Raw genomic sequence first — 20,991 nt, 5'->3', positions numbered from 1 at the left:
ATGAAATTTTCAAGTTTGGGAAGTGGAAGCAGCGGAAATTCCAGCTATATTGAGATGGGGAATAAGAAATTTTTGGTAGATGCAGGATTTAGCGGGAAAAAAATTGCGGAAAAATTGAATAATATTGAAAAGAGAATTGAAGATATAACTGGGATATTTGTAACGCATGAGCATTCTGACCATATTCAGGGGCTTGGAGTTGTGTCGAGAAAATATGATATTCCAATTTATCTTCATGAAATGACTTATAGCGTTATTAGGGAAAAAATTGGGAAAATTGATAAAAAGAATTTGAATTTTATAAGGAAAGACAAAGTTGTAATCGGAGATTGTGTAATTAATAATTTTGAAGTAATGCACGATGCTAAAAAATGCTTAGGATATACGTTTGAGTATAAAGAGAAGAAATTATCTTATGCTAGCGATGTTGGATGTGTGAACAATATTATTAAGGAAAATCTGAAAAATAGCGATGTAATCGTTCTGGAAAGTAACTATGACTATAATATGCTGATGACAGGACCTTACCATTGGGAACTTAAAAATCGTGTGAAGGGGAGAAATGGGCATTTGTCAAATGCAGAGGCATCAAAATTGATTGCCCAAGTGCTTAATGAAAAATTAAAAAAAGTCTATTTGATGCATATAAGCAAAGATAACAATACGCCTGAATTGGCATACAATTCACTGTATGAAATTTTAGAGCGGGAAAATAAAAGTCATTTGGAAATTGAAGTTATTGATGAAAAAGGAACGGAAATTTATAAAATATAAAAAATGGATAAAGGAAAAGTTATGTGGAATGACTTAAAATTAGAAATCGACATCTGTACTAAATGTATTTTGGAAAGAACTCGAATTAATCCGATTGTCGGAGAAGGGAATGAAAAGGCAGAGGTACTGTTTGTATTGGATAGCGTAAGTGAGGAAGAGGATATAAAGCAGCAGCTTCTTAATGACAAAAATGGAAAATATTTTAAAAGATTTTTGGAATATTCAAAGCTAGATTTGAAGAAATGCTACTTTACAACACTTACAAAATGCAGTTCTCATGGGAATTTAATCGAGCAGGAAAGCATTTCGCAATGCAATGAGTTTTTGATAACGCAAATTGCCTTGATAAATCCCAAATATATTGTAACAGTTGGAGAAAGAGCGACTAGATCGCTTTTGGAAAATGATGAAAAAGAGGATATAAAGGATTTAGTTGGAAAAGTATTTGATTTTTACGGAGAAATTAAGATTGTGCCGATTTATGATATTTCCTATTTGTTTAAGGCAACAGACAAGGAAAAGTGGAAATTGATAAAAATTTTAGAAAAATTATAAAAAAGAAGAGAGGAAACAAAAAAGAATGATAGGAATAGGAATTGTAGGATTACCAAATGTAGGAAAATCAACATTATTTAATGCAATAACAAAGACACAAAATGCAGAAGCAGCAAATTATCCGTTTGCGACAATTGAGCCAAATGTGGGTCTTGTGAGTGTACCAGATCCACGACTAAAAGAATTGGAAAAAATTATTAATCCAGAGAGAACAGTTGGAGCGACAGTTGAATTTGTGGATATTGCAGGGCTTGTAAAAGGTGCTTCTAAAGGGGAAGGGCTTGGTAATCAGTTTTTGTCAAATATTAGAAACACGGCTGCGATTTGCCAAGTTGTGAGATGTTTTGACGATGACAACATTATTCATGTGGAAGGAAGCGTTGATCCAATTAGAGATATTGAAACAATCAATACGGAACTTATTTTTGCTGATTTGGAAACTGTTGAAAGAGCAATTCAGAAAAACCAGAAACTGGCTCGTGGCGGAAACGCTGAAGGAAAGGAATTACTTGCAGTTCTTGAAAGATGTAAGGCACATTTGGAAGAATTTAAATTGTTAAAAACTTTAGAATTTACTCAAAGAGAAGAAGAATTAATAAAAGTTTATCAATTTTTGACAGTAAAACCAATGATGTTTGCGGCAAATATTTCTGAAGATGACTTGACAAGCGGGACTGAGAATGACTATGTAAAAAAAGTTAGGGAATTTGCAAAACAGTATGACAGCGAAGTTGTGACTTTTTCAGCAAAAGTGGAGGCTGAATTAATTGAAATTGAAGATGAAGAAGAAAGACAAATGTTCATTGATGAACTTGGAATTAAAGAGCCAAGTTTAAATAGATTAATTCGTGCTGGATTTAAATTATTGGGATTAATTACATATTTTACGGCTGGAGTGAAGGAAGTCAGAGCTTGGACAATTAAGCAAGGAACAAATGCACAAAAATCAGCTAGTGAAATTCATACGGATATTGAAAAAGGATTTATTCGGGCAGAAGTTGTTTCGTTTGATAAATTTATTGAGCTAAATGGATGGAATGGATCTAAAGAGAAAGGTGCAATGAGGCTTGAAGGGAAAGAGTATATTGTGCAAGATGGGGATGTTATGTTCTTTAGATTTAATGTTTAAGAAAAAAATAATTTTTCTTTTTCTTCTTTTATTTAGTTCAATAGTTATATTTGGTAATACAGATAACCAGACTTTAGAAGTTTGTAAATATTTTAAAGGTGGAGATAGTAAGAAAAAATTTAATCCATATACTGGAAAAACAAATATTCCTTTTAAAAATGGTATTTACAAATGTGAAAACACGAATGTTTCATTTAGAGTATTTATATTGAGATATCTTTATGTTGATGATTTGGATATTTCTGGAACACTAACTTTTGAAATAAAAAATGGAAGAATGGTAAAATTTGAAGCAAGAGATTCAAAAACTGGCAAATTAGAATTTTCTGTACAATATAATCAAAGTGGACCTGTTGGGGAAATGTATGTTGATAAATCTTTTGGATTTGGTAATGAAAATTCTTTAAAATTAAATTATAAAAGCGGTAAACCAGTTGGAGAAATGGAAGAATATTATGATAATGGAAAACTTTATAGAAAATCTACTTTGAGAAAGAAAAATAATTTTCATCCATTTAGTAATCCAGATGATTTTAAAGATTATGTGGAATATTATGAAATATATGATATAAATACAGGAGAAATTGTAAAAAAAGAAAGTTTGGCTAATAAAACGGGAATTATCTGGAGATATAATTCTAAGACTGGAAAATTGGAAATGGAAAGTCATTTAGAAAATGGAAAAATATTTTTGCAAAAAGAGTATGGAGAAGATGGAAAAATAATTCAGGAATATAATTATTAAAATAAAACATTTAAAATAATCGTTGTGATAAAAAGCAACGATTTTTTATTTAGCAAAAATATATTCAAGTTCTTAATGAAAATAAATATTTGCTTTTTAAACAGAGAATATTATAAAATATAATTTTAAATAGAGTTTAGTTTATAAAAAAATTATGATATAATAAACCTAAACGAATTAAAAATCTGAATAAAAAATCGAGTAAATTTTTAACAAAAATAAAGGAGGTTTATATTGTGAAGAAATTAGAAGAGAGCAGGATTATTGCTATGGCTCCGAATGCTTCGGCAATTTCAAATGCAAAAAAACTTTGCGATAAAGGGGCATTTTTGAGATTATGGCGTTCTGCTGATGATACTTTGTATATGGGTGAATGTAAAGGAAGTGGAAAATCGAATTATACGGTTTCAGTAGATTTTATTGATGAGGAAAATCCTGTTACACGATGTACTTGTCCAAGCAGACAATTTCCTTGTAAGCATGGATTAGCTTTGTTATTTGAGATATTGAAAGAAGAAAAATTTGAGGAGTGTGAAATACCAGAAGATATTTTAGCAAAGAGAGAAAAAAAGGAAAAATCGAAGGCTAAAAAGGCAAACGAGGAAAAGGAAACTAAAAAGAAATCTCCTTCAAAGACATCTAAAGCAGCTAGAACAAAGAAAATTAAAAAGCAATTTGAAGGGCTAGATTTGATAAAGAAAATAAGTTCGCAATTATTGAAAGTTGGACTTTCTGCAATGGGAAGCATTTCGATTACAGAGTATAGAGATATTGTAAAGCAATTGGGAGATTATTATTTGCCGGGACCACAAGTTTTGTTTCAAAGATTACTTTTGGAAATTCAGGCGTATAAAGAGGATCAAGATAAGGGACATTATCAGACAGCTTTAGAATGTTTGAAAAAGTTAAGGGCGATTGAGAAAAAAGGTAGAGAGTTTTTGAATGAGCAACTTGAAAAAAATGATCCAGAATTGACGGATAATACGTTGTATGAGGATTTAGGAGGCGTGTGGAAGTTAACTCAGTTGAATGATTTGGGGTTAAAAAAGGAAAATGCGAGATTGGTGCAGCTTTCATTTGAAGTGAATTATGATGAGGCTAGTAAGATTTTTACAGATTGTGGATACTGGATTGATTTAGAGAGTGGGGAAGTGTCATATACTGCCAATTATAGACCTCGTTCGGCGATGAAATATATTAAGCAGGAAAATTCTAATTTTTCATTATTGACGGTGCCTACATTAACTTTTTATCCAGGTGGAGTTAATAAGAGAATAAGATGGGATGCTGCTAGTTTTGATAAAATTGAAAGTTCTTGTTACAAAGAGATAAAAAAACATGCTCAAAATATAGATCATGCTGTAAAAATTGCTAAAAATGAATTAAAAAATATTTTGACAAATAATGAAGTGGCTTTATTACTAGAATTTGAAAAAATTATGTTTGTTGAAGAAGAAGGTAAGAAAAAATATATTTTAATTGATAAAAATCAAAAGATGATAGAGCTTAGAGATAAGAAAAATAAGGAATTTTCAGAAAATTTCTATGAACTTTTGCCAAATGAATGTTTGGAAAATCAAGTGATGTTTGTAAAATTATTTTATGAAGGTAGAAATATTTATGCCCAAGCACAAAGTATCATAACTGATGATAAAATTATTCGTTTTGGATTTTAGAATGAAGTTTAGGAAGGAGAAAAAATGAATTTAGAACCGTTATATGAATTGAAGAATAGGCTTGAAAATGTTTCAATTGTTGGGATAAATTTGGTGAAAGATGATTTTCGTTTACAAAGAGCTGTTGATCAAATGAAGGGGTATGCTTCGGTTGCCAAAGTATTTAAACAAATTTATGAAATGGGGCAAAAATTGATTGAAGGCGATGAGGAAGATAAATGTGATTTATTTTTAGATTTGTTGGCTTTGCTTGATGCGGTGCTTTGTACCCAAGCGACAACTTATACTGGTGATAATTTGCAAAAAATAGAAACGACTGCTGGAAAAGAAAATTTTTATCAAGAACTTCATTACAGTGAGTTGAGTGAATTAATTGCTGCATTTAAAGGAACTGGTGGTGGTCGTTTCAGAGTTATTGATTCGACATTGCGATGGGATAATCCTGAAATAGTGAATGATTTTAGAGTGAAAAAATTTATGATAAACGGACTTAATGATAGTTATTCTGGAATTATAGATTTAATGATTAAAATGTTAAAGAAACAGGGGAAAGAGATAGTTCCGCTATTGAAAGAAGGATTTAATCCTCAAGGTAAAAAGGAAATGATTGCTCGATTGGAAATTATCGAGGATATTTGTAAAGGTGAGGAAAATGAATTTTATAAATATTGTGTTGAAAATGGTGGAAAAGAAGTGAAAGAAGTTGCAATTGGAGCTTTGGTATATGATCAGGATAACGTTGATTATCTTTTAGATTTAATGAAAAAAGAACGTGGGAAATTGAAGAATAAAGTTTTTGAAAGTCTTGCGTATATGGATGATGAGAGAGTCAAAAAAGAGTGGGATAAATTTTTTAGAAAAAAACCGTTTGAAAATATGGAATATATGGCGAGAACAGAGCAGCAATGGGTATCAGATTATATTAATAATTATATTAAAGAATATACAGAAGATTTAAAAAATAAAACATTAAAAACAAAAGAAGAAAGAAGAAAAGTTCAAGAAGAGGTTGCAGAATTGTGTTCAGTTAGTTCAAATAAAAGAACAGAAAAAACTTTATCATTATACAAAGAACTGTATCCTTATAATAAAGCTGCTGTAAAAAGAATTTTAAGCCATTACATAGTAACCGAAATAAATAAAGAAATTACGAATTTAATAAAGAAACTGTCTAAGATATATGAAGGAGAGTTCTTAGAACAAGAATTTTTAATTTCACTTATTAAAGATAAACCTGAAACTACATATAAGAATTTTTCTAAATTTGCAGGAGCAGAAAAAGATGAAAAAGGAATAAAAAAATTATTCCATACATTCTTTGCTAATAATAAACTTTCTAAAAATAAGGAAGAAGCTAAAGTTCAAGAGGATTTTAGTACATTATTTAATGTAATTTTCCATATTCACTATGATGAAGAAAATAAAGAATATATTTTATATTGGCAAAATATAAATGATTATAGTGTTATGAAAATAAAGTTAAATGGTTTTGATAAAAAATGGTATAATATAATCTTTAATATTGAAGATGATTTCTATGGAAATTGGAATTATTACAGTTCATATCATAGAGATTTAAAGAGCTTATATAATCCAGATATAAAGGGAATGAAAGAAAAATACGGAGCATTTTACTATAATATTATTCTTTCTCGTATTCCTTACAATGATGATATAGTATTCTTAAATAAATTGGGATGGACAGATTATAAGGATTTTCTTAAAGGAAAGATAGATATAGAAAAAAATGCACCTAAATTACATAATAGAGTAAGATCAATAGGATACATTTTAAATGAAGTTCCTATATCTGAAAGTGAATTAATAAAGCAAATTGAAGAATTATTTGAAATGGATAAAAAAACAAAAAGAATGTCTATAAATTTATGTGAAAAATGGCTAGAAGAGTTAAATAATGGAATGAAAGTGAAGGAGTTGTAAAAAATGGCTAAAAAAGAAGAATTACAAAGATTAACAGCAGAACAGATGTTTCAAGATGAAATTGATGCGTTAATTAAGGCGGAAAAAAATCCAATACCTACTGGATGGAAAATGTCACCTAAATCAGTGTTGACGTATATTTGTGGAGGTAAAGCTGGAAGAAAAGTGATAACGCCTAAATATATTGGAAATAAAAGATTGGTTGAGATTGCAATTTCGACTTTGGTTACGGATAGGGCATTGTTGTTGATTGGGGAGCCAGGAACTGCGAAATCTTGGTTGTCGGAGCATTTGACGGCGGCGATAAATGGAGATTCGACACGAGTTATTCAAGGGACAGCGGGAACGACTGAAGAGCAAATTAGATACTCTTGGAATTATGCGATGTTGATTGCAGAAGGGCCTACAAAAGATGCATTGATACCAAGTCCGATTTATAAAGCGATGGAAGATGGGGCGATTGCTAGAGTAGAAGAAATTTCTCGTTGTGCGTCAGAAGTGCAAGATGCGTTGATTTCTTTGTTGTCAGAAAAAAGAATGAGTGTACCTGAATTGAATGTAGAAATTCCAGCTAAAAAAGGGTTCTCTATTATTGCAACTGCGAATACTCGTGATAAGGGAGTTAATGAAATGTCGGCAGCGTTAAAGAGACGTTTTAATATTGTGGTGTTACCAAGTCCGAATACACTTGAAGCAGAGATAGATATTGTTAGAAGTAGAGTTACGCAACTTGCAGGAAATTTGGATTTAAATGCGAAATTGCCTGAAGAGGAAGTTATTGAAAAAGTTTGTACGGTATTTAGAGAATTGCGTCAAGGTGTTACGTTAGATGGAAGACAAAAGATAAAGCCGACTGCAAATGTGTTATCGACTGCAGAAGCTATTTCACTTTTAGCGAATAGTATGGCGTTGGCTGGAAGTTTTGGGGATGGAGAGATATCAGATTATGACTTGGCGGCAGGATTGCAGGGAGCTGTAGTAAAAGAAGATAGTAAAGATGGGCAAATTTGGGAAGAATATTTGGAAAATATTATGAAAAAACGAGGTTCAGAATGGCTGGATCTTTACAAAGAATGTAAGGCACTTAACAAAGCTACTAAATAAAGGCGGTGGAATAAATGAAAAAACAAAATGAAGGAAAACCGAATATATTCGGAGTTAGGCATTTTTCACCAGCTGGAGCACATTATTTGAAAAATTATTTAGATGAAATACAGCCAAAAATCGTTTTGATAGAAGGGCCTTCTGATTTTAATGAACTTATTAGCGAAATTACTGGAAAAAATATTGTTCCGCCAATTGCTGTAATGGCTTACACTTTAGAAGCGCCTATCCAGACAATAGTATATCCATTTGCAGAGTTTTCTCCAGAATATCAAGCTATTTTATGGGCAAAGGAAAATGGAGTAGAGTGTAGATTTTGTGATTTGCCATCTTCAATTTTTTTAGGTGTAGAAAGTGTAAAGAAAAATTTAGATGAGAATCCAGAGGAAAATTTGAATGCCTACATTTATAGAAAAATTAATGAATATTCGGAAGATTCAGATGATGAAGTCTTTTGGGAAAGAGTAGTGGAACAGGCTTCTGATTATAAGGCATATCGTAGTGGAGCGAAAGATTATGGGAAACATTTGAGGGAGTTGACTTTATCAAATACGGTGTCTGATGCGAAAAATATTATTAGAGAGTCGTACATGTGTAAAGTCGTTTCTGATGTGTGTAAAGAAGGCTACAAAATAGATGAAATTGCTATGGTTGTTGGGGCTTTTCATGTTGAAGGAATAGAAAGTGGCAAATTGATTTTGACTGAAAAGGAAATCAAAAAATTACCAAAATTAGAATCTAAAAAAACGTTAATGCCTTATTCTTACTATAAATTGTCGACTTATTCAAATTATGGAGCTGGAAATAAGGCGCCAGGGTATTATGAATTTTTGTGGAATGGTTTAGAAAAAGAAGACCCACTTTTTGCGACATATATGTATTTAAGTAAAATTGCAGAATATCAAAGGGAAAATGGAAATATGGTATCGTCAGCTCAAATTATAGAGGCAGTCCATCTAGCAACTTCATTGGCAAATTTGCACGATGGGAAAATACCGACGTTGAAGGATATAAAAGATGCAGCGATTACTTGTATGGCACACGGAAGCTACTCAGAACTAGTTTTAGCAATGGCGAATGTTGAAGTTGGGAAAAAAATAGGAAGTATTCCAAAGGAAGCTATTCAAACGTCAATACAGTCAGATTTTTACAATTTATTGAAGGAATTGAAACTTGAAAAATATCGTTCATTAACAGCGACAGAAATAAAATTAGATTTGAGGGAAAAATTAAGGGTTCAATCAGAAAAATTAGCATTTATGGACTTGGAGCGTTCATTCTTTTTTCATAAATTGAGAGTTTTGAATATTTCGTTTGCAAAACTTATTGGGAATCGCCAAGAAAATACAACTTGGGCAGAAGAATGGATTTTACAATGGAAACCAGAAACAGAAATTGAAATTGTGGAAACAATCTTAAAAGGAGATACAATTGAATTTGCAACAGCTTTTGAATTGATGCAAAGAATAGAAGGTGCAAAAACACTGTCAGAAATGGCAGAAATAGTGAAAGATGCCTTTTATTGCGGAATGCCAAAAGCACTAGAAAAAGCATTTCAAGCGTTACAAAATTTTATAACAGGTGACGTCCCTATTGATGAAATAGCCAAGACAATGTCAACTTTATCACTAATGCTTCGTTATGGCGATATCAGAAAATTAGATACAAAAGTTCTGATTCCTATTCTTGAGCAACTTTTTTTAAGAGTTTGCTTAATATTGCCGAGCGAGTCTTTTTGCGACAATAATGCAGCAGTAGAACTAGCTAAAAGTATAATAATAATGCATACTGTAGTTGAAAATCATGATTTTTTAGATAGAGAAAGATGGTACTCACTTCTTTTAGAAATTTCAAAAAGAGATGATTTAAATACAAAAATTTCAGGACTTGCAATGGCTATATTACTGGAAGCTGGAAAAATTGATAATGAAGTACTTGGAAAAGAAGTCGAAAAAAGATTATCAAAAGGAGTTCCCGCAGATTTAGGGGCAACTTGGTTTGAAGGTCTATCGATGAAAAATCATTATACCTTAATTGCAAGACTTGGACTTTGGGAAAAACTCCAAAACTATATTTCAAACTTAGATGAGGAAGAATTTAAAAGAGCATTATTATTTTTAAGAAGAGCTTTTGCTGACTTTACTTCAAATGAAAAGCACGATATTGCCGAAAATATCGCAGAAACATGGGGCTTGAATAAAAATGATGTAAGTGCTGTAATAAATGATGATCTGGGAGAAAATGAGAAAGAAATAATTGCAGGATTAGAAGAATTTGATTTTGATGATATTTGATTGAAAATAATTTTTTGAAAGAAAAATTGAAAATAAGGTAATTGACAAAAATAATTTTTTATGGTATTCTTACAATAAGATGAATCGGTCGTTTAGACCATCGGTCTTGTTGTAGTTTTCTATAACAAGACTTTTTTATTTAATAATTTTGCTAAAATTACAAATCTTCCAGAGAATTTTTTAGAGAGAATCAACAGAGTAATAGACAAAAAACAAAAAAATAATTAAATCATTAATATATAAATTTAGTTTTTAAAATATTAAGGAGGTGTAAAAATGGACTATAAAGAAGATATAAAACGTTGGCGATTAATTCTTGGAAAAGATACGGAAGAAGAATTTTCGTCTATGGATTCAGAAGCTATTCCAAGTTTTACAGAGGAAGATTGGTTGATGGATAAGGCATTGGATGCGATTTATAATCCGACAGGACAATTTATGGGTGGAGACTCTGCTGGGCGAGGTCCGTCTAATCCACAAATTAGTAGATGGCTTGGAGATGTTAGAACTTTGTTTGATAAAGAATTGGTGAAAATTATTCAGACGGATGCGATGGAAAGATGTGGATTGAAACAATTGCTTTTTGAGCCTGAAATATTGGATCAAGTAGAGCCTAACATAAATCTTGCTTCAACAATTATGCTTTTGAAAGAGCAAATCCCGCAAAAAAGTAAAGAAAGTGTTAGAAATTTTATAAAAAAAATTGTAGAGGAAATTAATAAATTGTTGGAAAGTGATATTAGAAGAGCAGTTAGAGCAGCACTTAACAAGAAACAACACTCGCCAATTCCATCTGCGTCATCTTTGGATTTTAAAACAACGATACGAAGAGGGATAAAAAATTACAACAGGGAATTAAAAAAAATTGTTCCAGAACATTATTATTTTTTTGAGAGGGCAAGCGTTAATCCCACAAGTAAATTTACAGTCATTTTGGATATTGACCAAAGTGGATCGATGGGAGAATCTGTAATTTATTCTTCAGTAATGGCGTGTATTTTAGCAAGTATCGCTTCACTGAAAACACGTGTGGTAGCTTTTGATACTGAAATTGTAGATTTGACAGAAAAATCAGATGATCCAGTTGATTTATTGTACGGATTTCAACTAGGTGGTGGAACAAATATCAATAAATCAATCAAATATTGTACAAAATATATCGAAAATCCGAAAAAAACAATATTTTTTCTAATTTCTGATTTAATTGAAGGTGGAAACCGTGGTGAAATGCTAAAAAGATTACAAGAAATGAAAGATTCGGGAGTAATAGTAGTTTGTCTTTTAGCAATATCTGGAGATGGAAAACCTTATTATGACTCACAAATGTCTGGAAAAATTGCTTCACTTGGAATTCCATGTTTTGCTTGTAATCCTGAAAATTTGCCACTTTTACTTGAGAGAGTGTTGAAAAATATGGATTTGAGTTCATTTGAGAAAGAGTTTAGCAAGAAAAAATAAATAATAAAATTTTTATATTTTGGCTATTTACATTTTTTAAATTTGTGATATAATAGGGGCGAAAATTTTAAAATTTAAAAGATATGAGAGGAGTAGAAGTCTAATCTATTTGAAATTTTGCTTTTGTAAATAAAAGTATATGTAAAATTAAAAAAATTAATTAGAGTAAAAATAGAGAGAAAAAAAAAGATAAAAATTTAAAGATGCTGTTTTTATTGGGATTTTTATACTTTTGTAAATGATTAAAAATAAGTGTTGAAAAGGAGAAATATTTTAAATATGGATAATAAGAATCAGACATTTGCCAGATTTTCAATGATGGTTGGAGAAGATGGGATTGAAAAGTTGAATAATTCAAGAGTTATAGTTTTTGGAGTTGGAGGAGTTGGGTCTTATACTGTGGAGGCTCTGGCAAGGGCTGGAGTTGGGCATATTACGATGGTTGATTTTGATGAGATTTCAGAGTCGAATATTAATAGACAGCTTCATTCGCTTAGAAGCACGATTGGGAAGTCTAAAGTTGAGATTATGAAGGATAGAATTTTGGATATTAATCCTGAATGTGAAGTTGAACTTGTGAAAAAGCTGATAGCCGATGATATTGAGGAAGTTTTAGGAAATTTTGAGAAGGTTGAAAATTTGGAAGAATCAAAAGATTTGGATAATAGTAAGAAAAATTGTAAATATGATTTTGTGGTGGATGCTATTGATGTGATTGGGAGTAAAGTTAATTTGATCGAATATTGTGTAAAAAATAAAATAAATATTATTTCTTCGATGGGATTTGGGAATAAGATGCATCCAGAAATGGTAGAAATTGCAAAAATAAAAAATACATCTGTTTGTCCGATGGCAAGAACGATTAGAAGTATTTTAAAAAAGAAAAAAATTATAAATGTACCAGTTGTATATTCAAGGGAAATTCCAGTTAAACCTGATAAATCGGAATTATTTAAGGAAGAATTGCCGACTGAATTTAGGGAAAATAATGAAATTCCGAGAAAAACTACGCCTGGAAGTAATTCATTTGTGCCTGGAACAGCTGGGCTTGTGCTGGCTTCTTATGTTGTGAGAAAAATTTTAGAATGGGATTGATTTAAATAAAAAAATAATAAAAGAAAAATGAAAAAAGGAGTGAGATTAATTGGCAGAAAAAAATGAGGCTGTTTTGGCAGCGGGAAACGAGAAAAATTTAGAGAAAAATCAGAAAGATAATTCTCCAAAATGGGATTCTGAGAAAAAGAATCTTTTAGTAAAAATATTAATTGTAGTTGGATTGGTTTTATGTATTTTTGGAATAATGGATAAGATTTTTGAGCATACGGTTTTTAATTTTTTTAAAAATTTGACAATGCCGTATTTGGAAAAGACTTATGAAGAATCTAAAAAGATGTTTTTGACATTGTCGCTTTTGAAGGGAACTACGGATATTATTGAAGGAAGTACAGTTAATGTAAGTATGATTGTTGGGATGGAAATTGAAATTGGAGATATTATTCAGCCTATTTATGATATGATAAATATTTTGTGGAAAGTTTCGCTTGCGAGTGTTGTCCTATTAAAATTGGAAACAATTTATTATGAAATTTTTAAAGTGAAATTAGCTACAATCTTGACATTTATTTCATTAATTACAGTTTTTCCATATACTATCTATAAAAATAAAGTTACAAAAATTCTCAAAAAAATTTCAAAATATTCATTTTTTGTCTTGCTTTACATTTACATAGTTTTGCCAGGTGCAATATATGTAAATTCAGCAATTTCAAAATATTTCCAAAAAGAGTACCAATATCCCGCAACTGTTGAATTAAATCAAGATTTAAACAGATTAAATAAAGTAAAGGATGAAATGCTGTCGCTTGATCAATCAAAGAGCATTTTTAACATCCCAGGTCAAATAGACAGCGCAAAAGGTAAAATTGATAACTTTACAAAGGAAATAAATACTATTTCAAATGATTTAGTTGAAGATGCGCCGGTTATTATTGGAATACTTTTGCTGACATCAATAGTGTTGCCGTTGCTGATAGCAATTTTGCTTTATGTGGTTACAAAATCTATTATTTTTGAGAAGTTAAGCGGAACTGGGAAAAAATAATAAAATAAAAAAATAAGAATGAAAATTGCAGTTATTAATTTAGCTGTGATTTTTTTATCCTTGAAATACTACCTTTAATTTGATAAAATATAACTATAAAAAATTTAACAAAAGATAGCAAGAAATCTCCGACTTCTATAAGTGGGAGATGAATCGCTTTTTTTGTAAAAAAATTGAAAAAAGGATACACCTATGATACAATTTTTGTATAAAATATTGAAGAGAAATCATTAATGATAAAATTTCTAAAGAAATAATATTCAAAATCAAAAGGGGGTGTAATTTTATGAAATATAATTTGGCATTCAAATATAGAATTTATCCAAATAAAAATCAAGAATTGTTGATAAACAAGACTTTTGGATGTGTTCGTTTTGTCTACAATACGATTTTATATATCGCTAATAAAATTTATGAAGAAACTGGAAAAAATAAAATAGTTACACCTGCCAGTTTGAAAAGTGAAAATCAATTTTTAAAAGAAGTAGATAGTCTGGCACTTTCAAATGCTCAATTGAATGTAAAACGATCGTTTACGAATTTTTTTCAGAAGAGAGCGAAGTTTCCAAAGTTCAAATCTAAAAAGAATAATGTTAAAAGTTACACGACAAATTGTGTGAGTAATTCAATCTGAATTGAGGAAAATAAATATTTAGTTTTGCCAAAATTGAAAAAAGTAAAATTTAAATATCATAGAGAAATACCAAAAGATTACAGAATAAAGTCGGTAACATTGACAAACAGTAATGGAAATTACTATGTTTCTATTTTGACGGAATTTGAAAAAGAAATTCAAAGAATCCCAATTGATGATAAAGTAGTCGGACTTGATTTTTCAATGTCTGAATTATTTGTCAGCTCTGAAAACCAAAGGGCTGATTATCCAAGATATTTTAGGATGTTGGAGGAAAAATTGAAGAAATTACAGAAATCATTATCGAGAAAAGTAAAGTTTTCTAAAAATTGGTATAATCAAAAAGCAAAAATATCAAAATTGCATGAGTATATCAAAAATTGCCGAAGAGATTTTTTGCATAAATTATCGAAAAAATTGTCTGAAGAATACAATGCTGTGGTTGTTGAGGATTTGAATATGAAAGGGATGAGCCAGGCATTAAATTTTGGGAAAAGTGTAGGAGATAATGGATGGGGAATGTTTTTGAGGATGCTTGAGTATAAGTTGATGTTTTTAGGAAAGCAATTTTTGAAGATAGATAAGTGGTTTCCATCGTCAAAAACTTGTAGTAAATGTGGAAACGTTAAAGATGAACTGAAATTATCAGAAAGAAGTTATAAATGTGAGTGCTGCGGGATTGAAATTGATAGAGATTACAATGCGGCATTGAATATAAAAAACATTGGAAAATTGATGTTGGAATATTAGGAAAATAAAAGAAGACAGGGTAGGAACTACCCGAAGAGCTTGGTAAATATATTTGGCTAACAAAAGCAGATACTTCCCAAGAAGCTCCCACTTCTAAAAGCGGGAGTAGTTCACTTTTGATGTTAAAAATCTTTAATGGAAGGGAGATTTGCATATAATTTGTATTTGCAAGAGCAGGATAACGGTATGAAAGATAAGATGAATATGAAAGTTATTGGAATTGGCGGGATGGGGATAAATTTTGTTAACTTTATGATAGCTTCGGGTGTGAAGAAAGTCGAATATATAACGATTGATACAGATAGTGAAAATTCTGGATTGAGTCATGCGGAGAAGAAGATTTTTTTGGATACTGGCGTTAAGGAATGTAGCAGGGAGCAGGCTGAAAGGGTGGCATTTCAATGTGAAAATCAGTTTCAGGAATTGCTTTTGGGGACAAATATTCTATTTTTAATTTCTGGGCTTGGTGGATCTACTGGAAGTGGAATAATGCCTGTTGTTCTTGAAATTGCAAAGAAATTGAAGATTTTTACAATTAGCATTGTTGCTCGTCCATTTTATTTGGAAGGGTTTGAAACTTTGAAAATTGCAAATACAGGGATAAAGAAAATCGAGAAACTTACAGATAGTTTAATTGTTATTCCAAATGAAAAACTGTATAACTATATTGACAGGAAAGAGCCGCTTGAGTCTGTTTATAATACGGTAAATTTAATTATAAAGGAAGGAATTGAAGGAATTGTAAATATTTTGACTGAAGTCGGATTTATGAATATTGATTTTCTGGATGTAAAAGCTGTTCTTCATAATGCTAAAAATACGATTATTAGGGTTGGAGAAGGCAAGGGAGATAATGCTGTTGAGAAAATAATTGAACAGCTTATGGAAAATAACTTGTTTGAAGGGAAATTGGAAAATGCTAAAAGAGTTTTAATAAATTATACGACTGGACCAAGTGTTTCTCTTGTGGATATTGGAAAAATTACAGAAAGAATTTCAGATATTGTAAAGGATAAAAATGTTAATTTAATATGGGGGGTTGTAATTAATCCAAGCTATGATGAGATTAATAAGATAAAAACAGTTGTAATATCGAGCGTATAATTTTTATAAAATTAAAAAAATGAGAGTGTGGACATTTTGTATATACATTTACACAAAATTTTGAGCGCTCTCAATTTAAATAGTAAATCTATTTTAAAGATTTAACTTAAAAGTTATAATGAATCGCTGGCTAAAGCACCTATTGCAAATGCCATAAGAAATCCGTAAAGAAGGATAACTATAATAATGCTGACTATTATAAAGATAATATATAATTTTAAGGCTTTAGACTGTTCGTCGAAGTATATTTTTAATTGTTCCCCATTTTTTGTAATAAGAGTATCTTCCAGAGCATTTGCCGATTTAAAAAATTTAATTGAAATTATAATAGTAAAAATTCCAAGAAATAATATTAATATTTGAAAGACTCCTACAATAATTCCTAAAACTGATAGAACTTTTATTACCGTTGCTATAAATCTCATATTTTTTACAGTCAGATCATCTAAAGTCAAGGTGATTGAGCCATTTGCATTATCTTCAGAACTAAAACAAGAATCATTTGAACTTGAATTGCTGGAATCATTAATTACTTCATTTCTTATTTTATCCAGTTCTTCCATATTGTAATTTGAATGATGCTGTTCATTGCTATCATTATTTTTATTATTTTCAAACTCCATAATAACCTCCATAATATTTAACTTAATATCGTTTTCCATAGCGAAATAGTTATAAATTTTTTTAAAAAAGATTAGACGGAATATTTTTTAATTCCGTCTATAAATTATAACTCTGATTATTTATTTTTTAAAATATCTCTGATTTCAGATAATAATACTTCTTCTTTTGTTGGAGCTGGTTCAGCTGGTTTTTCAACTGGAGCAGGTTTTCTTAATTTATTTACAAATTTTACCATAAGAAAGATAACAAAAGCCATAATAAAGAAATTAACTACATTTTGAATAAATAATCCGTATTTTACTGCAGCTTCTGGAGTTGAACCGCTAGCAGGCGTAATAACTAATTTTAAATTTGAAAAGTCAATTTTTCCTAAAATTATTCCAATAACAGGCATAATTATGTCATCAACTAACGAAGTTACTATTTTCCCGAAAGCGGCTCCAATTATAACCCCAACTGCAAGATCCATTACATTTCCTCTTGATATAAATTCCTTAAATTCCTTAAACATTAAAAATAACTCTCCTTTCAAATATATATCGTTAATTATAATGTATTTTTTCAAAAATTGCAACCTTTTTATTTTATGCCTTTTCAAAGAAAAAATTATAATGGCTTTATTTAAGTTCTGAAAATTATGGAATTGAATAATTTAAAAAAATATAGTACAATTAATTAGACAAATAATGTTATTAAAAAGGAGATTATTAAATATGAGAAATTTAAAGGATATACGACAGATGTTGTCAGATTGCGGGGCTTTTATTGTCGGAACAAAGAAGGAAGTTAAGGAATTGACAAGAATTATTAAAAATGATGAAATTATTACTTATGCTACTTCGGGATGGTATGATGGGCATACTTGGCTTGTTGTTTCTACGACTAAAAGGATTATTCTTTTGGATAAGGGGATGCTGTTTGGAGTAAATCAGATTGAAATTCCGCTTGGGAAGGTAAATGCGGTGAAGTATAAAAAGGGGCTGTTTATGGGAGAAGTGGAGATATGGGATGGGGCTTCGATGTTTAAAGTGAAGAATATTTTGAAAAAAACGCTTATTCCATTTGTGAACGCTGTAAATGAAACGATAGGAGAATTTGAAAAATCGCAAAAGTCTTCTGGATCTTCTGTTGCTGATGAGATTATAAAATTGAAAAAATTGATGGATGAAGGAGTTATAACAAGGAATGAGTTTGAAAAGAAAAAAAATGAACTTTTAAAATAGCATTTTGAATGATTTTAAAGGGTGTATAAAAAATAAAAAAATGACAGATTAAAAATATTTCATTAATTTTAAAAATTATGGTATAATTAAAACATATTATTAATTTGATTATATTTGGAAGGAAGTAGATAAGATGAAAAAAATAGTATCATCACTTTTGTTTTTATTGGGAATACAGGGATTTAGCAACACCTGCAGTTTTGCAAATAATCCTGACACTTTTTTAGATAGAGTTATTAAAAAAATTCAAGCTGAAAAAAGAACGAATGATATTTTTTGTGATAGTGACAATGTTAAAATGGCTTATTATACAATTGAAGATGAGGATTATAATGCTAATATAGGAGTTACGATAAAAGCAACCCCAACGACTACAAATGATGAATTTAAAAAGGAATTTTACAAAAAATTTAACGAATATAAGAATTTTTTTACAAAAATCGATACAAAAAATCTTGGAAAAGATCCGTTGCCTGACAAAGAAATTGTACGATTTTATGTACAGTTTCCAGATGAAAAAAGTATTATTATAATTGGAAAATATGAATACGACTTGAAAACAAAGGAATATCAGATGATAGCCAATTCAAAGGCAAAAGAATATTTTGATAAATTAAACTTATTTGAGCCATTGGCAGTAAAAGTTAGTTATTCTGATGAAGGTCATATATTTTAGTTCTTTAATTTGAAAAAGATGTTCTTATTAAATATAACAGGAGGTAGTTTATGGGTGTGAAAAAAATAAGGAAAGCCGTTATTCCAGCAGCAGGACTTGGAACAAGAGTATTGCCTGCGACAAAGGCACAGCCTAAGGAAATGCTTGTAATTGTGGATAAGCCGGCATTGCAGTATCTTGTGGAGGAGCTTTTGGCAGCCGGAATTGAAGAAATTTTAATTATTACTGGAAGAAATAAGGGATCAATTGAAAATCATTTTGATTATTCGTATGAACTTGAAAGAACTTTGGAAGAAAATGGGAAAAAAGATCTTTTGAAAGTGGTAAATCATATTTCTGAAATGTCAAATATTTATTATGTGCGTCAGAAAAAGCCATTGGGATTAGGGCATGCGATAAGCTGTGCTGAAGCCTTTGTGGGAGATGAGCCATTTGTTGTGCTTCTGGGAGATGACATTATTTACACAGATAAGGAAAAAGGACAGCTTCCTGTTACGAAACAGCTTGTGGAGAAATATAAGGAACTGCAAGGCGGAACAATTTTAGGAGTTCAGGAAGTTCCTCATAAAAATGTTTCAAAATATGGAATAATAAAGCCATTGAAAAAGATTGATGAAAAAACAGTGGCTGTGGAAGATTTTATTGAAAAGCCGTCTGTTGATGAAGCGCCAAGTAATCTTGCCGCACTAGGACGTTATGTGCTGGAGCCTGAAATTTTTTCATATTTAAAAAATACAAAACCTGGAAAAGGTGGAGAAATACAGTTGACAGATGCAATTTTGGCAATGAAAAATAATGGTGAAAAATTATATGCATATAATTTTGATGGATTGAGATACGATACTGGAGATAAATTTGGAATGTTTGTTGCAAATGTCGAATTTGGACTTAGGCATGAAGAACTAAAGGATAGAGTAAAAGAATATTTAAAAGGCTTAATAGAAAAATTATAGTTCTTTGCAGGGATTGCCTGAAGAGATTGGTAGTAAAAGCAGATACTTCCCAAGAAGCTTCCGTTTCTAAAAGTAGGAGCAGTTCGCTGGAACCTGATTAATAAAGATTAATTTCTGCATAAAAACAGAAGTTAGTCTTTTTTTATTTATTCTATATCGTTTTCCATTGAGTGACAGAACTGTTGTGAATTTCTTTGTAAGGGGGAAAGGTATTTTGTTAGTAAAATTAACAAGTATAATAAAAGTTTAGTAAATGTAATTGACACAAATATGTAAATTATGATAGAATTTTTTGAGAAATTAATTTTAGGGGTTTTAAAGAGGAAAAGCAATGTCTCGAAAGTTGAATTTTTGTTGAAATAAAATAGACTTTTGCAAGTAACTACAGTAAATAGAAAAGGAGAAATGGAAGTGAAGAAAAAAGGATTAATAATTGCAGGAATGGCTTTAATTGTAATAAACTTGTATTCGACAGGGATTGTGGGGGAATCTCGTGAAATTGAAGGAAAGAGATATGTAGTGCCATATTCTAGGGAAAGTAATAGATTTCCTAAGATGGGGTCAGACGGGAAGCAGTATAGAACAAAATTTTTGAATGAAAGAGATAAAAGCAATGAAATAATAGTCTATTCAGATTTGGATGATGCTCCGGCGAAACATTGCAGAAAGAAAAGAGGTCATTCGATTTTGAGAGAGGACAGCATTACTGGGGAAATGGTGAGATTGTGCAGGCTTGATACGCCAGGTGCCAGAGTGGAAGGTTCGAAAATGGAAGTTGATGAAATTCAGTATTATGTGGCAAATACCGAAAATAAATATGTTTGGAAAAAATTGATAGAAGACAAAAAGTTGGATCCGTCAGATAAGGTTTACAGCGATTTGCCTTATACAGCTTATGCAAAATATACAAGGCCAGAAAAAGAGGCAGAAATAAAGAGAAGATATTTGGAGCCAAAGAATGTTGTTCAAAAGGAATTGAGAGATTTATTCCATCAAAAATTTGAAGAGCAGTATGGAAAAAAATATGGAATGACATTAGAGGAAGCGAATATTGAAAAAAGATAAATATTAATAAGGTCAAAAGAAATCAATAATAACAAATAATTAAGTGAATATCAGTTATAAAAAGTGTGATATAAGCCTAAAGTTTTTTTATTTTTGAGATTTTTTGACCTTTTTTAGAAATATTAAGATTTATATTCTGACGATAATTAAATGGAAAATAAAAAATAATAAAAAAAACAGGTGTT

At 30.4% G+C, this 20,991-nt stretch carries 18 protein-coding genes and 1 pseudogene; 17 read left to right on the top strand and 2 right to left on the bottom strand.

Going from position 1 to position 20,991, the window contains the following annotated elements; translation table 11 throughout:
- The 13 genes and pseudogenes from FVE74_RS05900 to FVE74_RS05840 all read left to right on the top strand — a co-directional run bounded on the left by FVE74_RS05900 (position 1) and on the right by FVE74_RS05840 (position 16,265).
- Positions 1-774, top strand: a complete 774-nt coding sequence (locus FVE74_RS05900) for an MBL fold metallo-hydrolase (RefSeq protein WP_147003663.1) — start codon at positions 1-3, stop codon at positions 772-774.
- 21 nt (positions 775-795) lie between these two features.
- Positions 796-1,329, top strand: a complete 534-nt coding sequence (locus FVE74_RS05895; protein ID WP_147003662.1) for a uracil-DNA glycosylase — start codon at positions 796-798, stop codon at positions 1,327-1,329.
- A gap of 25 nt (positions 1,330-1,354) precedes the next feature.
- Positions 1,355-2,458: a redox-regulated ATPase YchF gene (ychF, locus tag FVE74_RS05890; protein ID WP_147003661.1), complete on the top strand. Its 1,104-nt coding sequence runs from the start codon at positions 1,355-1,357 to the stop codon at positions 2,456-2,458.
- Positions 2,430-3,203, top strand: coding sequence for a hypothetical protein (locus FVE74_RS05885; RefSeq protein ID WP_147003660.1), 774 nt, complete (start codon positions 2,430-2,432; stop codon positions 3,201-3,203). Before ychF ends, FVE74_RS05885 begins: the two co-directional genes overlap by 29 nt.
- A gap of 269 nt (positions 3,204-3,472) precedes the next feature.
- Positions 3,473-4,879, top strand: a complete 1,407-nt coding sequence (locus FVE74_RS05880; RefSeq protein ID WP_172617481.1) for an SWIM zinc finger family protein — start codon at positions 3,473-3,475, stop codon at positions 4,877-4,879.
- A 24-nt stretch (positions 4,880-4,903) separates the two neighbouring features.
- Positions 4,904-6,820, top strand: coding sequence for a hypothetical protein (locus FVE74_RS05875; RefSeq protein ID WP_147003658.1), 1,917 nt, complete (start codon positions 4,904-4,906; stop codon positions 6,818-6,820).
- A gap of 3 nt (positions 6,821-6,823) precedes the next feature.
- The gene (locus FVE74_RS05870) at positions 6,824-7,924 is read left to right on the top strand and encodes an ATP-binding protein (RefSeq protein ID WP_015769594.1); all 1,101 of its coding nucleotides are present in this window, start codon (positions 6,824-6,826) and stop codon (positions 7,922-7,924) included.
- Between the two features lie 14 nt (positions 7,925-7,938).
- The gene (locus tag FVE74_RS05865) at positions 7,939-10,218 is read left to right on the top strand and encodes a DUF5682 family protein (RefSeq protein ID WP_147003657.1); all 2,280 of its coding nucleotides are present in this window, start codon (positions 7,939-7,941) and stop codon (positions 10,216-10,218) included.
- A gap of 276 nt (positions 10,219-10,494) precedes the next feature.
- On the top strand, positions 10,495-11,676 hold the full coding sequence (locus FVE74_RS05860; protein ID WP_147003656.1) for a VWA domain-containing protein: 1,182 nt from the start codon (positions 10,495-10,497) through the stop codon (positions 11,674-11,676).
- A gap of 279 nt (positions 11,677-11,955) precedes the next feature.
- Positions 11,956-12,771 (top strand): tRNA threonylcarbamoyladenosine dehydratase, encoded by an 816-nt coding sequence (locus tag FVE74_RS05855; protein WP_147003655.1) that lies wholly within the window; start codon positions 11,956-11,958, stop codon positions 12,769-12,771.
- A 49-nt stretch (positions 12,772-12,820) separates the two neighbouring features.
- On the top strand, positions 12,821-13,777 hold the full coding sequence (locus tag FVE74_RS05850) for a hypothetical protein (RefSeq protein ID WP_147003654.1): 957 nt from the start codon (positions 12,821-12,823) through the stop codon (positions 13,775-13,777).
- A gap of 286 nt (positions 13,778-14,063) precedes the next feature.
- Positions 14,064-15,161, top strand: a pseudogene (locus tag FVE74_RS05845) (RNA-guided endonuclease TnpB family protein).
- A gap of 186 nt (positions 15,162-15,347) precedes the next feature.
- Positions 15,348-16,265, top strand: coding sequence for a cell division protein FtsZ (locus FVE74_RS05840; protein ID WP_232053881.1), 918 nt, complete (start codon positions 15,348-15,350; stop codon positions 16,263-16,265).
- Between the two features lie 113 nt (positions 16,266-16,378).
- On the opposite strand, the gene FVE74_RS05835 is transcribed toward FVE74_RS05840, so the two are convergent.
- Together FVE74_RS05835 and mscL are read right to left on the bottom strand one after the other, a co-directional pair.
- Positions 16,379-16,888 carry a DUF5362 family protein gene (locus FVE74_RS05835; RefSeq protein WP_147003652.1) on the bottom strand — a complete coding sequence of 170 codons (510 nt, stop codon included), beginning with the start codon at positions 16,886-16,888 and terminating at the stop codon, positions 16,379-16,381.
- A 116-nt stretch (positions 16,889-17,004) separates the two neighbouring features.
- Complete coding sequence (gene mscL / locus FVE74_RS05830; RefSeq protein ID WP_147003651.1) at positions 17,005-17,400, bottom strand: large-conductance mechanosensitive channel protein MscL; 396 nt, start codon at positions 17,398-17,400, stop codon at positions 17,005-17,007.
- A 202-nt stretch (positions 17,401-17,602) separates the two neighbouring features.
- On the opposite strand from mscL, the gene FVE74_RS05825 reads away from it, so the two are divergent.
- The 4 genes from FVE74_RS05825 (at position 17,603) to FVE74_RS05810 (ending at position 20,806) form a co-directional block, all read left to right on the top strand.
- Positions 17,603-18,112 (top strand): PH domain-containing protein, encoded by a 510-nt coding sequence (locus tag FVE74_RS05825; protein WP_147003650.1) that lies wholly within the window; start codon positions 17,603-17,605, stop codon positions 18,110-18,112.
- A gap of 133 nt (positions 18,113-18,245) precedes the next feature.
- On the top strand, positions 18,246-18,788 hold the full coding sequence (locus FVE74_RS05820) for a hypothetical protein (RefSeq protein WP_147003649.1): 543 nt from the start codon (positions 18,246-18,248) through the stop codon (positions 18,786-18,788).
- Positions 18,789-18,838: 50 nt separating this feature from the next.
- Entirely contained in the window at positions 18,839-19,741 is a 903-nt protein-coding gene (gene galU, locus FVE74_RS05815; protein ID WP_147003648.1) for a UTP--glucose-1-phosphate uridylyltransferase GalU, read from the top strand.
- Positions 19,742-20,152: 411 nt separating this feature from the next.
- Positions 20,153-20,806: a hypothetical protein gene (locus FVE74_RS05810; RefSeq protein WP_147003647.1), complete on the top strand. Its 654-nt coding sequence runs from the start codon at positions 20,153-20,155 to the stop codon at positions 20,804-20,806.
- Positions 20,807-20,991 lie beyond the last annotated feature (185 nt).

This window comes from Leptotrichia wadei (genome assembly GCF_007990445.1).
In the GTDB taxonomy this organism is placed as follows: Bacteria; Fusobacteriota; Fusobacteriia; order Fusobacteriales; family Leptotrichiaceae; genus Leptotrichia; species Leptotrichia wadei_A.
The sequence above is the reverse complement of the archived record's forward strand: the minus strand, read 5'-3'. Positions and strand labels throughout refer to the sequence as shown.

Coding starts and splice junctions, on each gene's coding strand:
- FVE74_RS05900 (WP_147003663.1), top strand. CDS start 1: ATGAAATTTTCAAGTTTGGGAAGTGGAAGCAGCGGAAATTCCAGCTAT.
- FVE74_RS05895 (WP_147003662.1), top strand. CDS start 796: ATGTGGAATGACTTAAAATTAGAAATCGACATCTGTACTAAATGTATT.
- ychF (WP_147003661.1), top strand. CDS start 1,355: ATGATAGGAATAGGAATTGTAGGATTACCAAATGTAGGAAAATCAACA.
- FVE74_RS05885 (WP_147003660.1), top strand. CDS start 2,430: ATGTTATGTTCTTTAGATTTAATGTTTAAGAAAAAAATAATTTTTCTT.
- FVE74_RS05880 (WP_172617481.1), top strand. CDS start 3,473: ATGGCTCCGAATGCTTCGGCAATTTCAAATGCAAAAAAACTTTGCGAT.
- FVE74_RS05875 (WP_147003658.1), top strand. CDS start 4,904: ATGAATTTAGAACCGTTATATGAATTGAAGAATAGGCTTGAAAATGTT.
- FVE74_RS05870 (WP_015769594.1), top strand. CDS start 6,824: ATGGCTAAAAAAGAAGAATTACAAAGATTAACAGCAGAACAGATGTTT.
- FVE74_RS05865 (WP_147003657.1), top strand. CDS start 7,939: ATGAAAAAACAAAATGAAGGAAAACCGAATATATTCGGAGTTAGGCAT.
- FVE74_RS05860 (WP_147003656.1), top strand. CDS start 10,495: ATGGACTATAAAGAAGATATAAAACGTTGGCGATTAATTCTTGGAAAA.
- FVE74_RS05855 (WP_147003655.1), top strand. CDS start 11,956: ATGGATAATAAGAATCAGACATTTGCCAGATTTTCAATGATGGTTGGA.
- FVE74_RS05840 (WP_232053881.1), top strand. CDS start 15,348: ATGAAAGATAAGATGAATATGAAAGTTATTGGAATTGGCGGGATGGGG.
- FVE74_RS05835 (WP_147003652.1), bottom strand. CDS start 16,888: ATGGAGTTTGAAAATAATAAAAATAATGATAGCAATGAACAGCATCAT.
- mscL (WP_147003651.1), bottom strand. CDS start 17,400: ATGTTTAAGGAATTTAAGGAATTTATATCAAGAGGAAATGTAATGGAT.
- FVE74_RS05825 (WP_147003650.1), top strand. CDS start 17,603: ATGAGAAATTTAAAGGATATACGACAGATGTTGTCAGATTGCGGGGCT.
- FVE74_RS05820 (WP_147003649.1), top strand. CDS start 18,246: ATGAAAAAAATAGTATCATCACTTTTGTTTTTATTGGGAATACAGGGA.
- galU (WP_147003648.1), top strand. CDS start 18,839: ATGGGTGTGAAAAAAATAAGGAAAGCCGTTATTCCAGCAGCAGGACTT.